The 13427-nt window shown below is 45.9% G+C and carries 14 protein-coding genes and 1 pseudogene; 9 read left to right on the forward strand and 6 right to left on the reverse strand.

What is annotated here, in order from left to right; translation table 11 throughout:
- From QZW47_RS29810 to QZW47_RS29845, 8 genes and pseudogenes are all read left to right on the forward strand, one after another.
- Nucleotides 1–250, forward strand: a pseudogene (locus QZW47_RS29810) (photosystem II q(b) protein); the annotation flags it as partial.
- A gap of 295 nt (nucleotides 251–545) precedes the next feature.
- Nucleotides 546–698 (forward strand): hypothetical protein, encoded by a 153-nt coding sequence (locus tag QZW47_RS29815; RefSeq protein WP_293136201.1) that lies wholly within the window; start codon nucleotides 546–548, stop codon nucleotides 696–698.
- Nucleotides 699–738: 40 nt separating this feature from the next.
- Nucleotides 739–1479: a calcium-binding protein gene (locus QZW47_RS29820; protein WP_293136222.1), complete on the forward strand. Its 741-nt coding sequence runs from the start codon at nucleotides 739–741 to the stop codon at nucleotides 1477–1479.
- 462 nt (nucleotides 1480–1941) lie between these two features.
- A complete protein-coding gene (gene truB, locus QZW47_RS29825; RefSeq protein ID WP_293136225.1) occupies nucleotides 1942–2880 on the forward strand; it encodes a tRNA pseudouridine(55) synthase TruB in 939 nt (312 codons plus the stop codon).
- Nucleotides 2881–2897: 17 nt separating this feature from the next.
- Entirely contained in the window at nucleotides 2898–3539 is a 642-nt protein-coding gene (locus QZW47_RS29830) for an NADPH-dependent F420 reductase (RefSeq protein ID WP_293136228.1), read from the forward strand.
- A gap of 10 nt (nucleotides 3540–3549) precedes the next feature.
- Nucleotides 3550–3780: a membrane protein insertion efficiency factor YidD gene (gene yidD, locus QZW47_RS29835; RefSeq protein WP_293136231.1), complete on the forward strand. Its 231-nt coding sequence runs from the start codon at nucleotides 3550–3552 to the stop codon at nucleotides 3778–3780.
- 383 nt (nucleotides 3781–4163) lie between these two features.
- Nucleotides 4164–5378 carry a response regulator gene (locus QZW47_RS29840; RefSeq protein WP_293136239.1) on the forward strand — a complete coding sequence of 405 codons (1215 nt, stop codon included), beginning with the start codon at nucleotides 4164–4166 and terminating at the stop codon, nucleotides 5376–5378.
- 317 nt (nucleotides 5379–5695) lie between these two features.
- Complete coding sequence (locus QZW47_RS29845) at nucleotides 5696–6694, forward strand: glycosyltransferase (RefSeq protein WP_293136242.1); 999 nt, start codon at nucleotides 5696–5698, stop codon at nucleotides 6692–6694.
- Between the two features lie 214 nt (nucleotides 6695–6908).
- On the opposite strand, the gene QZW47_RS29850 is transcribed toward QZW47_RS29845, so the two are convergent.
- From QZW47_RS29850 to QZW47_RS29875, 6 genes are all read right to left on the reverse strand, one after another.
- Nucleotides 6909–7754: a class I SAM-dependent methyltransferase gene (locus QZW47_RS29850; protein WP_293136245.1), complete on the reverse strand. Its 846-nt coding sequence runs from the start codon at nucleotides 7752–7754 to the stop codon at nucleotides 6909–6911.
- Between the two features lie 90 nt (nucleotides 7755–7844).
- On the reverse strand, nucleotides 7845–8411 hold the full coding sequence (locus QZW47_RS29855) for a Uma2 family endonuclease (protein WP_366930956.1): 567 nt from the start codon (nucleotides 8409–8411) through the stop codon (nucleotides 7845–7847).
- An 11-nt stretch (nucleotides 8412–8422) separates the two neighbouring features.
- A complete protein-coding gene (locus tag QZW47_RS29860; protein ID WP_293136248.1) occupies nucleotides 8423–8749 on the reverse strand; it encodes an iron-sulfur cluster assembly accessory protein in 327 nt (108 codons plus the stop codon).
- Between the two features lie 166 nt (nucleotides 8750–8915).
- Nucleotides 8916–9335: a phosphomannose isomerase type II C-terminal cupin domain gene (locus QZW47_RS29865; RefSeq protein ID WP_293136251.1), complete on the reverse strand. Its 420-nt coding sequence runs from the start codon at nucleotides 9333–9335 to the stop codon at nucleotides 8916–8918.
- 710 nt (nucleotides 9336–10045) lie between these two features.
- Nucleotides 10046–10405 (reverse strand): Fic family protein, encoded by a 360-nt coding sequence (locus tag QZW47_RS29870; protein ID WP_366930957.1) that lies wholly within the window; start codon nucleotides 10403–10405, stop codon nucleotides 10046–10048.
- Nucleotides 10312–11022 carry a Fic family protein gene (locus tag QZW47_RS29875; RefSeq protein WP_293136254.1) on the reverse strand — a complete coding sequence of 237 codons (711 nt, stop codon included), beginning with the start codon at nucleotides 11020–11022 and terminating at the stop codon, nucleotides 10312–10314. Before QZW47_RS29875 ends, QZW47_RS29870 begins: the two co-directional genes overlap by 94 nt.
- 662 nt (nucleotides 11023–11684) lie before the next feature.
- On the opposite strand from QZW47_RS29875, the gene QZW47_RS29880 reads away from it, so the two are divergent.
- Nucleotides 11685–13427 (forward strand): glutamate synthase central domain-containing protein (locus tag QZW47_RS29880; protein ID WP_293136257.1); only part of this gene is annotated, 1743 nt, incomplete at its 3' end.

A 13427-nucleotide genomic window follows, 5' to 3' on the forward strand; every position in this document is an offset into this window, starting at 1 on the left:
GCCAGTAGTTGGCATTTGGTTTACCGCTTTGGGTATTTCCACAATGGCATTCAACTTGAACGGTTTCAACTTCAACCAATCGATTATCGACTCACAAGGTCGCGTCATCAACACCTGGGCTGATGTCATCAACCGCGCTAACTTGGGTATGGAAGTAATGCACGAGCGCAACGCTCACAACTTCCCACTCGACTTGGCCGCTGGCGAAACAACTCCTGTGGCTTTGGTTGCTCCTTCCATCAACGGTTAATTTTTAACTTTTGATTGACAAAAAGCGCTCCTAGAAATAGGGGCGCTTTTTGTTTGGGAAATTATATTTTTATGGTGATGATTGGAAATATCTTTATTTTCAGTAGTCCAAGGGCGAGCGGGATTGTGTTTTGCATTCAAATACGGTTGACTTGACAATTGTCAGAAGATAGGAACGAAAGAGACGATTTCTTTGACTTGTTTGATGCTGTCAAACCGATTGAGATGGATGACTTATGATGATGATTTGCAGATTGTAGAAGTCCGCAGTTTGCTCGCAAACTTTCGGTCGATTTGTGGCTCAAATTCGGCCGCCGTTGGGAATTGGGACGCTGGCGTTGCAGGATGGCTCGACTGTGCAGGGCTTTTTGTGGGAATCCGATGCTGTCGCTGGTGCGATCGATATTTGCGATCGAGATGGCTGGCAAGTTGATAACTTCCACTTTTAAGCTAAGTTAGAATGGCAAATTTCTACCACTGTTCAAAACCATGCCACCAGCAGTACCAGCTAGGATCACAATCACCACCCCAACCCCCACCAGCCCGGGTACCAGTCCAGGAGGCTCAGCTAGCGGTGGCAGGAACGGCACCAGCGGCCCCGACTCGCTCAGCGGTACTGCGGGTGCTGACTTGATATTCGGTTTGGGAGGCGCTGACAGCATTTTCGGCTTGGCGGGAAACGATAGCCTCTACGGCGGGGACGGCGACGACTCAATCCTAGGTGGCGACGGCAATGATTTGCTGTTCGGTAATGCGGGCCGCGACAGCGTTTTTGGCAACGGGGGCGACGATACTCTCTATGGCGGCAAAGATGCTGATTCGGTAAGCGGCGATGATGGCAATGATTTGCTGTTTGGCAACCAAGACACCGATACTTTGTTGGGGGGCGCCGGCAATGACACGCTATTTGGCGGTGCTGGCGATGACTCGCTGTTTGGCGGCGTTGGCGATGATTGTTTGTCGGGCGATCGCGGCCGAGATACTTTGACTGGTGGCTTGGGAAATGATACTTTTACGATCGGGCCTTCGACAGACAAGGTTCTGATTACAGATTTTATTGCTGGGAATGATAAAATTCGCTTGAGTGCCAACCTTACTTTTGACCAACTTACCATTTCCGCTGGTGCCGGAACTTCGCCGAGTAGAATTATTCAGCTTACGAGCAATAAGGAAACCTTGGCTACTGTATTTGGAGTTGCTTCAATCGCTCGGGCGGACTTTATTTTCTAATGCGGGAATCGGTAATTTTGAGTTTTAAGTTAAAAATTTTTAACTGATAAACTCATCCACGACTTTTGGGTGACCAGTAACAAAGCAATCTCAAAAAATGACATTTTTTTTCGGGCTTCTGCCATCAATCCGTTCGCATCCAGTACACTGCGACGGAAACCAAATTTCGGAATGCCATCAATCCATTAAATGGGTTAAAAAATCAGTTTCCCAACTTCCTTCGGATCTCGTGTCCGTCGATTACCACAACAATAAGGGTTTGTAGTGCGGACTGAAGTCCGCAACCGGAGAGCGGACTGAAGTCCGCACTACGAACAGAACTAATCTTAGTGCGGTTAATCGATCGGACACGATATGACTCATGAATGATGACTTCCCTTTGGCTTGGTTCGGCTACGCTCTTCGGACAAGTCGCTCGGAAGGCAAGATGATTTTTGACTAATGACTTCTAACTTCTTCCTAATGACTACTGACGGTTTTCTTAATCTCAATAAACCTGCGGGTATGACATCTCACGACTGCGTGGGGCGAGTGCGCCGAATGTTGAAACTCAAGCGAGTCGGACACGGGGGAACTCTCGATCCGGCTGTGACTGGCGTTTTGCCGATCGCCCTAGGCAAAGCAACCAGACTGCTGCAATTCCTCCAACACCACAAAGCTTACCGAGGTACGATTCGGTTTGGCTTAACTACCGCTACGGATGATTTAGAAGGAGAAATTCTGCATTCTCAACCTGTACCGGAGTTGAGTTTGGCACAAGTGCAAGCTGCACTGCCGAATTTTATCGGCAAAATCGAGCAGTTTCCGCCGAGTTTTAGTGCGGTTCAGGTGGCAGGAAAACGCCTTTACGAGTTAGCGAGAAAAGGTGAAACTGTGGTAGTTGCTGCTAGGAATGTTGAGGTTTTTAGCCTGGAAATATTGGATTGGCGGCCGGGGGATTTTCCGGAATTAGATTTGTCGATCGCCTGCGGGGCGGGTACTTACATTCGGGCGATCGCCCGGGACTTGGGCGCACTCTTGAATGCAGGCGGTACTTTGGCTCGTTTGACTCGTACCGAAAGCAGCGGTTTCTCGATCGACCAAAGTCTGAGTTTTGCAGAATTAGAAATGCAATTGCAGGAGAATACATTCACCCCGATTTTGCCATCGGCGGTTTTGGGACACTTGGGGGCGATCGTCCTTTCTCCTGAATATACCAAACGCTGGTTTCAAGGACAGCGCCTCCCAATTCCGGAAACGGCGATAACAGCCGAGGAAACTCCGAACAATTCCCCCAAAAACGCAATACCCCAATCTCCCTATCCCTTGCAAGTCTACGATCGAGACGGTAATTTGTTAGGCATCGGTCAAGTAGCTTCCTCAGATACAAGTACCATCTTGTCTCCTCAAATTGTGTTTTAGCTATCCCAGAGGTAAAAATGAAAATAGGTATAATTGGCGCTGGAAATGTTGGTGCAACTCTCGGCAGAATTTTAACTAAAAAAAATCACTCTATTGTGTTTGGCGTCAGAGATCCGCAGAGTGCAAAAGTGCAGTCTGCTTCTTCTGCTACAGGGGGAAATGCGCGAGCTGCGAGCGTTGGGGAAGCGGCAAGTCACGGTCAAGTTTTGATATTAGCTACGCCTTGGAATGGGACACAAGAGGCGATCGCCGCTGCGGGAGATTTGACAGACAAAATAATTATTGACGCGACAAACCCGATCGAGCTGACACCTGCTGGACTTGCTGCTGGGCTGACAATCGGACACACAACTTCGGCGGCAGAAGAAATTGCCAAATGGGCGAGTTCAGCGCAAGTTGTGAAAGCTTTTAACAATATTGGTGCAAGCTGTTTTGAAAATTTGCAATTCGGTTCGCAAACAGCAACTGCTTTTATTTGTGGAGACAACGCAGATGCAAAGAAAATTGTCACCAATCTTGCGGAAGACATCGGATTTGAAGTTGTAGATGCCGGGGATCTCAAGCAAGCTCGATTGCTGGAACCGCTGGGGATGCTGTGGATTCACCTAGCTTTCAGCGGTATGGGACAAGATTTTGCGATTAATTTAATCAAGCGCTGAGGTAACAATTGTGAAAGTATTACTGATCGGATTAATTCGAGGCTACAAAATGGGGATTTCTCCTTATTTGCCTAACGCCTGTAGATTTCAACCAACTTGTTCGCAATACGCGATCGAAGCCATAGAAAGATTTGGGGCGGCCCGCGGCGGTTCAATGGCAGTTAAGCGGATTTTGCGCTGTCATCCTTTTCATCCTGGCGGTTACGATCCCGTACCACCCAAAGATAGCCCAGAGAATTAGTTACACTACCAGGTATAATGTCTAAAATCCTTACAGCGGTTGACTTTTCGCTCTCTGGTAGCGGAGCGGGGAGGGTCAAAATAAGGATTCAGCAAACAGGTAGAAGGAAGTTGCGATCGCCCCCTGATTCAGCAATGAAGAACCTCCTCACGCTCTTGGCGGTTGCTATATTAGTTAGATTCTCGATTTTATAGGTTAGTTAATAGTGCAAATAGGGCAGGCATCTTCATGGCTAAAACTATTGAGGGGAATCAGTACCTGAGGGGTTAAACTCCCAGAGTTGGTTGTTGTTTTTAACCTAAATTCCGTAATATTACTGTTTTATTCCACAACTCAGCAGTTATATAATAGGAAAAACGGGAGTACAGGGGATGCGAGTTGATATGTCTGCTACCGCAATCGGGTACAAAATGTTGTCCCATACTCTGGCAGTGCTGAGCCAGAAACAAGCAACAGGGAAACTGCTTTTAGAGCAAGGCGAACAACAGTGGCAACTTTACTTTTTTCAGGGTTGCTTGGTTTATGCCACAGGGGGATCCCACAGGGCGAGGCGCTGGTATCGGGGGATCGGGCAACACTGTCGCAACTTTCAAGTGGATCTCAGAGACATGGATGCTGGAGAATTGTGGGAGTATCAACTGCTTCAGCAAGGGGTAGGAGCCAGCGAAATGAGTTTGGAACAAGCTAAGGCGATCGTCCAAAGCAGCGTTTCGGAAGTTTTCTTTGCTTTGATCGGTCAATCTGGCTTGCGCCGGGAGTGGCGTCCGTCGGAAAAATATTTTTCTAAAATTACCTCTTCTTTGCTGCTGTCTTTAACAGAATTAGAGCAAATTCTGTGTTCTGCAGAACAAATTTGGCAGAAGTGGAAAGCCATGGGTTTGTGGTTGGTAGAACCCGAACAAGCACCTCTGTTAAAAGCGTCGGCACAGTTGCAGGAAAATCGATTTAGTTCTAATTCTTTGATCGCTTTAGCTAACGTATTTAACGGCGAGAATACTCTTTGGGATATTGCTTTTAAGAAAAAACAGTGCGTGACAGTGGCAACTCGCGCTTTAGTTAATTACATGAAGCAGGGTTTAGTAAATTTCCGAACAGTACCAGACTTGCCCTCGCCTATAGAACAGTGGCGCCTTGCTTCGGCGATGATTGGGCCGGTGCGGCCTTTGATTGCCTGTATCGACGACAGTCCGACAGTATGCGAATTTTTAGAACAAATTTTATTACCAGCAGGGTATCGAGTGCTAAAAATTCAAGACCCGATGCAAGGAGTGGGCATTCTGTCCAAACAAAGGCCTGCTTTAATTTTTATGGACGTGGTGATGCCAAAGACAAGCGGTTTTGCTTTGTGCAATTTTTTGCGAAAAACATCGGCTTTTCGGGAAACTCCGATCGTATTTTTGACAGGTCAAGGCAGTATAATTGACCGCACGCGAGCCAAACTTACAGGTGCTTCGGATTTTTTGAGCAAGCCGGCAAAACCGCAAGAGGTGTTGCAAATAGCTGACAAATATTTGAAGGTAAAAGGCGATCGCAACCCTCTGGCAATTCCCCGCCATAATTTACTCAATTCACAGCAACTCAGCCTAGCCAATTCTTAAATAAAAGTTACGCTCAAACAGGATAGCTGCTGATTGGGTGCACAGCATCGATTCTCAATTTTTGACTTAAGATTTAAGGTTTACTAGCAGCCCAGTAAATTTGGGACATCAAAATTTAGTCTAACATTTTGGAATTGACCATGACTGTCGCCTCGCGGCTTGTAGCTGTTTTTGGGTAGCGTCAGAGGATGGTGCAGGCTACAAGTATGGTCTCGATAATCATCAGTCACTCCCAATCCTTAAATTTTAAAATTTAAAATCTAAAATTTAAAATCTAAAATGGTACAATCCATCGAACTTGATATATATGATTAATTATGAGCGATCGAACTCCGCAGGTAAGCGTGGTAATTCCCGCTTACAACTGCGCTGCTTACATCGGCCAAGCCGTTGATAGCGTCCTGCACCAAACCTATAGTGACTGGGAAATTATTGTTATAGACGACGGTTCACGAGACGACACCAGATTAATTTTAGAGCAATATGGCGATCGCCTGCGCTACATTTACCAACAAAATCAAGGAGTTTCCATTGCCAGAAATCGCGGCATCGAACTAGCCAGAGGAGAATTCATCGCCTTTCTAGATGCAGATGACTACTTTTTACCAGACAAAATAGCAGGACAAATCGCTGTATTTGCAGCGCAACCAAATATAGGAATAGTCCACAGCGGCTGGCGTCAAGTAAACAGTATAGGCGAACCGATCAAAGATGTCAAACCCTGGGAAAACGTGCCTAAATTAGACTTAGAAATGTGGCTGCGCTGGAAACCAGTATTGCCAAGCGCGATGGTATTTCGGCGCCATTGGTTAGAACAAGCCGGCGGATTTGACCCTCGATTCCCTCCGGCAGAAGATACAGATTTAGTGCTGCGTTTAGCCTTAATGGGATGCGAAACAGAGTGGTTGCGACAAATAACAGTTTGCTACCGCCAGCACGAACAAAGCGCCATGTACAAAGGTTTACCGCAGGCTAAATCCCTGGCGGCTGTCACGGACAATTTTTTTGCTCGCCCCGAATTGCCGGATAAAATACGTTTGTTAGAAAAGCAAATCAAGTACAGTACATTTGTTTGGATTGCTTGGTATTTGCACCGCACCGGTCATCCTGTTGAAATGGCAGAGTTTTTGCAGCGCTCTTGGAATTATACGCCTTATTTGCCTGTGGAAACAGTAATTAATTGGGCGGAGTGTTTTACCGAATTTTCGCAGGATGCGGGCCATGAATTGGATGCAGATTTATTAGCTCAATCTTCTGAGTGGCAGCAATTAATGCAGTGGGTTATTCTCAGCAGCCACACTAAAATAGGTTTGTAGTGAGGACTTTAGTCCTCGGAAAGAAGGACTAAAGTCCTCACTACGAACCTTGTTGATTAATTGATATTAATTGCAAATTGGTGGTGTTCCCCCAGGGCTGTAAGGCACAAGAGTCGCCGAATTTGTTACCAATTCCACCTCTGATTTGTAAATAATGTTTTTTTTACGAACCGCGAAGGCGCAAAGGACACGAAGGAAGAGAAGAGAAAAAGTGCTAAAGTTTTTTGGCAATGTGAAAGGCTGAAAGATAAGAAGCTTCGATGCTATTTCCGCAGTTTTTTTCGAGTGCTTCCCGTAATTTTGCTAACAATGATGTTCTTTTTTTATCGTCGAGCGCTATGTACTCAGAGTAAGTCTGCAACAGTGCCAGATAATCTTCTATACTGTAAGTGGTTTTACACAATAACTGCTCGTAAATTAAATTCTCGTACAGCCCTGATTCGATGACATTTTGTCCGAGTTCTTTGATACTTTCTGCTCGATCAGCTCTTTCTTTTGCATGATATTCTGCTAGAGACGGAGCTTGATTTTGATAAACTTCATCCAAAACTCGGTAAACTTCATCCTGTGGCAAAACTCCGGCATTCCACAGTAAAATTAATAAACCTTTATCTTTAAGTGCGGCGGCCGTTTTTTGATAGCGAATCTCCGGCGACACCCAATGAAAAGAAGTCGCGGCGAGTACAGCATTGAATTTCTCAGCTTCTAATTCCCACTCTTCAAAAGTTTGATTTTTAATCTCTACAGATGGATAAATTACACAGTTTTCTCGCGCTAGCTGACAAGCTGGCTGACTGGGTTCGAGACAAAGCATTGCAAAGCCGAATTCAGCAAACGGAACAGTGGCAATTCCGGGGCCGCAGCCGATTTCAAGAATGTTTGCATCTGAGGGAAGTTGGGCTAATTCCACGACGCGATTAATTAGTTGTTGAGGATAGCGCGGTCTGGTTTTGTTGTAGGCATCTGCGATTTGACTGTACCAGTTTTTTCGCTGTTCCCAAGTGTAGGTGGCGATATATTCGCTATACCAATCTTGGGTTTGTTCGGATTTATTTGCCATTGTTAAATCTTTCTTTTCTCTTCTCTTTTCTTCCTTCGCGTCCTTTGCGTCTTCGCGGTTCGTTCAAATTACTTATATTAAAATGCGAAATTATGCTTGAGTTTCAGCTTCAGTATAAATTGGCGGCCAAAGTTCGGAAATTGGCAATTCCCAACCCGGAAAAAGTTCGGATACTGTCAAAATATCGGCATGTCCCAGCACAACTGGTTCACCTTCCTGACGGTAAACTGTAACAGTTTCTTCATCGGGGTCAATTAAAATTCCTACTTGTGCTCCGAGTTGGATAAAATTCAGAATCTTTTTTTCGAGTGGTTTAATGCGATCGCTCTGTGATTTAATTTCTACTACCAAGTCTGGCACTAATTCTGCGAAATAACGGGGACTTTGCCGGATCCGGGCGGCCCGCACAAAGGAAACATCGGGTGCTGTCAGGCTACCATCAGGCAAAATAAAGCCACCTGCGGAGTCAAAAATTCGACCCAAACGGCGGGGATAAACCCAATTAGCAAGCAGCCAAATGAAAACTACACCTATTTCACTTGATACAATATCTGAGGGGCCCACAATGATAATCTTCCCGCTTTCTAGTTCAAGTTGGTAATCCTGACCGGCTTCTTTGAAGGTTTTTTGGACTTTTTCTAAGTCTTTGACTGTCATCATATTGATTATTACCTGGCAGAAAATGAGTTGCCGCAGCTACAGCTTTGGGCTGCATTGGGATTGTGATATCGGAAACCTCCGCCCATCAAGTCTTCTGAATAGTCTAAGGTGAGCTCGTTGAGATATTTTAAGTGCTGGGGGGCGATCGCAATTTGAACTCCCTCAGACTCGCATACAGCGTCTTCTGGGGCGGGCGCACCGTCAAAAGCCATTGTATAAGACAAACCGGAACAGCCGCTCGATTCCACGCCCAGACGAAACAAAGCATTGGGATTGGGATACTTGGACTTGAGGCGCTTTACTTCTGTCGCTGCTGTTTTACTCAGATGAATCATTATCGGTAATTGGCGAATTGGGAATGGCGAATTGGGAATGGCGAATTGGGAATGGCGAATTGGGAATTGGCAAGGGGTAATTATGATATTTTTTGATTTTTAGTCGTTAGCTATAAAGTAAAAAATACCAATTACTAATTGCCAATTTCCAACTACCAATTACGAATTATTTAGCCTTTTCTGTCCGAGCATAATCATCTTGGAAGCGCACAATATCATCTTCTCCAAGATATTCGCCATTCTGCACTTCAATTAAAACCAGCGGGATAACTCCGGGATTTTCCAGGCGGTGATTAATGCACTGAGGAACATAGGTAGATTGATTTGTAAACAAAACTTGTTCAGTTTCACCGCAAGTAACTTTAGCAGTACCAGAAACTACGATCCAGTGTTCGCTGCGGTGGTGGTGCATTTGGAGGCTGAGGCGATGTCCGGGATTAACTTCGATCCGCTTAATTTTATATCCTGGGCCTTCTTCAAGAGTTGTAAACGAGCCCCAAGGGCGCATTTCTGTGGCGGTAATTCCGTTGATGCTAATAGGTGTATGTAGAGTAGATATTTGAGAAATTTCTTGAGTCTGAACCATGTTTTTACTCCTTCTGGATTACTGGTTTAAGTTTCTAGTAAACAATGTTGGTTTTTGCGGGTAGCGCTTACCTGCACGGATGGGTTAGCAAATTGTACATTTTTACTGAGAAATCTGCTTTGCCCGATCGACTTGCCTTAACAACCATAGCAAAATAACTCTAGCTGTTGTCACCTGGTATGGTTGTGATCTCGAATCTACATCAAATCTTCATCTACGGGGGCTGGTTCTTTATTTAACGGGACATCTTGTACGATTTACGGTTGTTTTGGAATGATTTAACCACAGAGGGCGCAGAGGGCGCAGAGGAGAGAGATGAATAATTGCGATACCAGGGGATTTGAGATGAATCCTAATCCAGCTTTTGAGGCTGCTGTTTACGGTTGTTTTGGAATGATTTAACCACAGAGGGCGCAGAGGGCGCAGAGGAGAGAGATGAATAATTGCGATACCAGGGGATTTGAGATGAATCCTAATCCAGCTTTTGAGGCTGCTGTTTACGGTTGTTTTGGAATGATTTAACCACAGAGGGCGCAGAGGGCGCAGAGGAGAGAGATGAATAATTGCGATACCAGGGGATTTGAGATGAATCCTAATCCAGCTTTTGAGGCTGCTGTTTACGGTTGTTTTGGAATGATTTAACCACAGAGGGCGCAGAGGGCGCAGAGGAGAGATGAATAATTGCGATACCAGGGGATTTGAGATGAATCCTAATCCAGCTTTTGAGGCTGCTGTTGCAAAACTGCTAGCATCTCTTGATAGAAAGGCAGCCCTTGACTCTGACTATCGCTGGCGGTGGCTACGATTTGCAGGGTTTCGATCAGGGAGTACCGCGCCGCATCTACAATCAAATCTAATAACGGATGAATCCCGGAATTGTCTTGTTGGGCTTGGGCGATCGCCTCAATGTAGGCAGCACGCACCTGGTTTGATACAATCACGATGGGATATCCAGCCCGCAACAGCAGGAGATTCATCAATAACCGCCCGGTACGCCCGTTACCATCCCGAAACGGATGAATCGATACAAAGGATGTGCTTCGGCTGCAAACTCTAGTGGATGCAACGATTTGATTTGATCACTGTTAAGCCATTGGATAAATTCCGGCATTAAATCCGAAAGCAAATAATGAGGCGGATAGAGGTATTCGGTACCAGCGGCTTTGACATCTAACTGCCGGTAACGTCTAGCTTCATCCGGCGCAATCGCCCTTATAATTAAGCTGTGAATTTGTTTAATTTCCCATTCACCGATCGCAGTATCTGATCGCGTTAGCATTTCAATATAGTCGATCGCATCTCGATGTCCAATAACCTCTAGATGTTCGCGCAGAGTTTTGCCGCCGACAGTGATGCCAGTTTTTAGGACTAACTCTGTTTCGCGCTGCGTCAAGGTATTGCCCTCGATCGCGTTAGAATGATAAGTGAACCGCACATCGTAGAGTTTTTTCAATTCTGCAACCAGAGTCGGAGAAAGCGGGCGAAATCCATCTAACCAGACTTTGAGGCGATCGACTTTTTGCAACTTTTCATAAATGTTCATCGTGGATGAGAAGGCAAAATACTGGTGGAGAATATCACCCAGACGCCGAGGATAAAGTCGGACTAACAATCCGATAAACTCATTTCTCAAAAACAGGCAAGAATCCTGTTCCACAAAGACTAAATTTTCTTGTGGGGTAAGCATCTTCTGAACCCTTAAAAAGCCGATCGACAATGTATCCGAATTGCCCATCTCTCTTCTCTTCCTCTGCGCTCTCTGCGGCCTCTGCGGTAAAAAAAACCAAATATCAATCAATCATCTAATTACCAACAAAATGTATCCGAATTGCCCATCTCTCTTCTCTTCCTCTGCGCTCTCTGCGGCCTCTGCGGTAAAAAAAAACCAAATATCAATCAATCATCTAATTACCAACAAAATGTATCCGAATTGCCCATCTCTCTTCTCTTCCTCTGCGCTCTCTGCGGCCTCTGCGGTAAAAAAAAACCAAATATCAATCAATCATCTAATTACCAACAAAATGTATCCGAATTGCCCATCTCTCTTCTCTTCCTCTGCGCTCTCTGCGGCCTCTGCGGTAAAAAAAAACCAAATATCAATCGATCATCTAATTACCAACAAGCCATTCTTTACTTATTTATGAACAGGCAAGATACCTGTTGCTGACAATGGTACAACATCTCAGCTTCAACTATTTTTGCACACTCGATCGATCGCATCAGCTTTGATTTTTTCGTACATCTACCTAATGTAGTAAATCCAACTATAATACATCATACTAGATCGATCGCGATCCCACGCTCTACTCTAGATCAAAATCTTTTCGCCACTATGAGAGATACATCAAAATGAACAACAACGGACTGCCACAAAAACAAGGGCTGTACGATCCGCAGTTCGAGCACGATGCTTGCGGAGTCGGATTTATTGTACACGTAAAAGGTAACAAATCCCACGAAATCGTCCAACAGGCCCTGACAATCCTGTTGAACCTCGACCACCGGGGGGCCTGCGGCTGCGAACCCAACACCGGAGACGGCGCGGGCATTTTGATGCAGGTGCCCCACAAGTTTCTCAAGAAAGCAGCCGCAGCTTTAAATATCCAACTTCCAGAAGCCGGCGAGTATGGCGTCGGCGCGATTTACTCATCGCCAAACCAAGCTGAACGCGAAAACGGACAACGCATTTTTGCCGAAATCGCCGCCGAAGAAGGACAGGAAGTGCTCGGCTGGAGGGATGTACCCACAAATAACTCGTCCTTGGGCGATACGGCTAAATCCAGCGAACCCTTTATGCAGCAGGTGTTTGTCCGGCGCGCCGAGGGTATCGATGAGGCGGCTTTTGAACGGAAGTTGTACGTGATCCGCAAACGCGCTCACAATGCGATCCGCCAGACGAATGTAGACCCTTACTGGTATAATTCCACTTTGTCGTGTCGGACGATCGTCTACAAGGGTATGTTAATGCCGGTGCAAGTGGGAGATTATTATCCCGAACTGCACGACCCTGACATGGAAAGTGCTTTAGCCCTGGTTCACTCGCGCTTCAGTACGAATACTTTTCCGAGTTGGGAACGATCGCACCCTTACCGCTACATCGCCCACAACGGTGAAATTAACACGATGCGCGGCAACATCAATTGGATGCACGCGCGCCAATCTTTGTTCGAGTCGGAACTATTCGGAGATGATTTAAAGAAAATCCCCAATTTAATCAACATCGATGGTAGCGATTCGACGATTTTTGACAACGCTTTGGAATTGCTGTATTTGGCTGGGCGTTCCTTACCCCACGCCGTAATGATGATGATTCCTGAACCTTGGACAGCCCACGAGTCGATGAATGACGAGAAAAAGGCTTTCTACGAATATCATTCCTGCTTGATGGAACCTTGGGATGGGCCGGCTTCGATCGCATTTACTGATGGTACATCGATCGGCGCTGTTCTCGATCGCAATGGTTTGCGGCCTTCCCGCTATTGCATTACTAAGGATGACTTAGTAATTATGGCATCGGAAGCGGGTGTTTTGCCGATCGCCCCGGAACGAATTCTTTCAAAAGGCCGCCTCCAACCAGGGCGGATGTTCCTCGTAAATACGGAGGAAGGCCGCATCATTTCTGATGAGGAAATTAAGACTCAAATCTCGACAGCACACCCGTACCGAGAGTGGATTGACCAGCACATGGTCGAAATCGCCAAGCTGAAAGATGCGCCGTCAGTTGCTCAATCGCAACCGGAAACATTGATCCAGCGCCAAATGGCTTTTGGTTATACGTTTGAAGAACTGCGCTTGCTGTTAGCCCCGATGGCAAAAGATGGAGTAGAAGCTGTGGGTGCGATGGGTGCAGATACGCCGCTGGCTGTGCTTTCCAATCGCCCGAAGCTACTTTATGAATACTTCCAACAACTTTTTGCTCAAGTTACCAATCCGCCGATCGATTCGATCCGTGAAGAAATTGTCACTTCTGCGGAAACGACAATTGGTTCAGAACGCAATTTGCTCAAACCGGAACCGGAAAGCTGTCATTTAATTGAGCTGAAAACGCCGATTCTCAGCAATGAAGAATTAGCTAAACTCAAACACGTAAAT

Origin of the sequence: Microcoleus sp. bin38.metabat.b11b12b14.051 (assembly GCF_013299165.1) — a bacterium.
Classification (GTDB): domain Bacteria; phylum Cyanobacteriota; class Cyanobacteriia; order Cyanobacteriales; family Microcoleaceae; genus Microcoleus.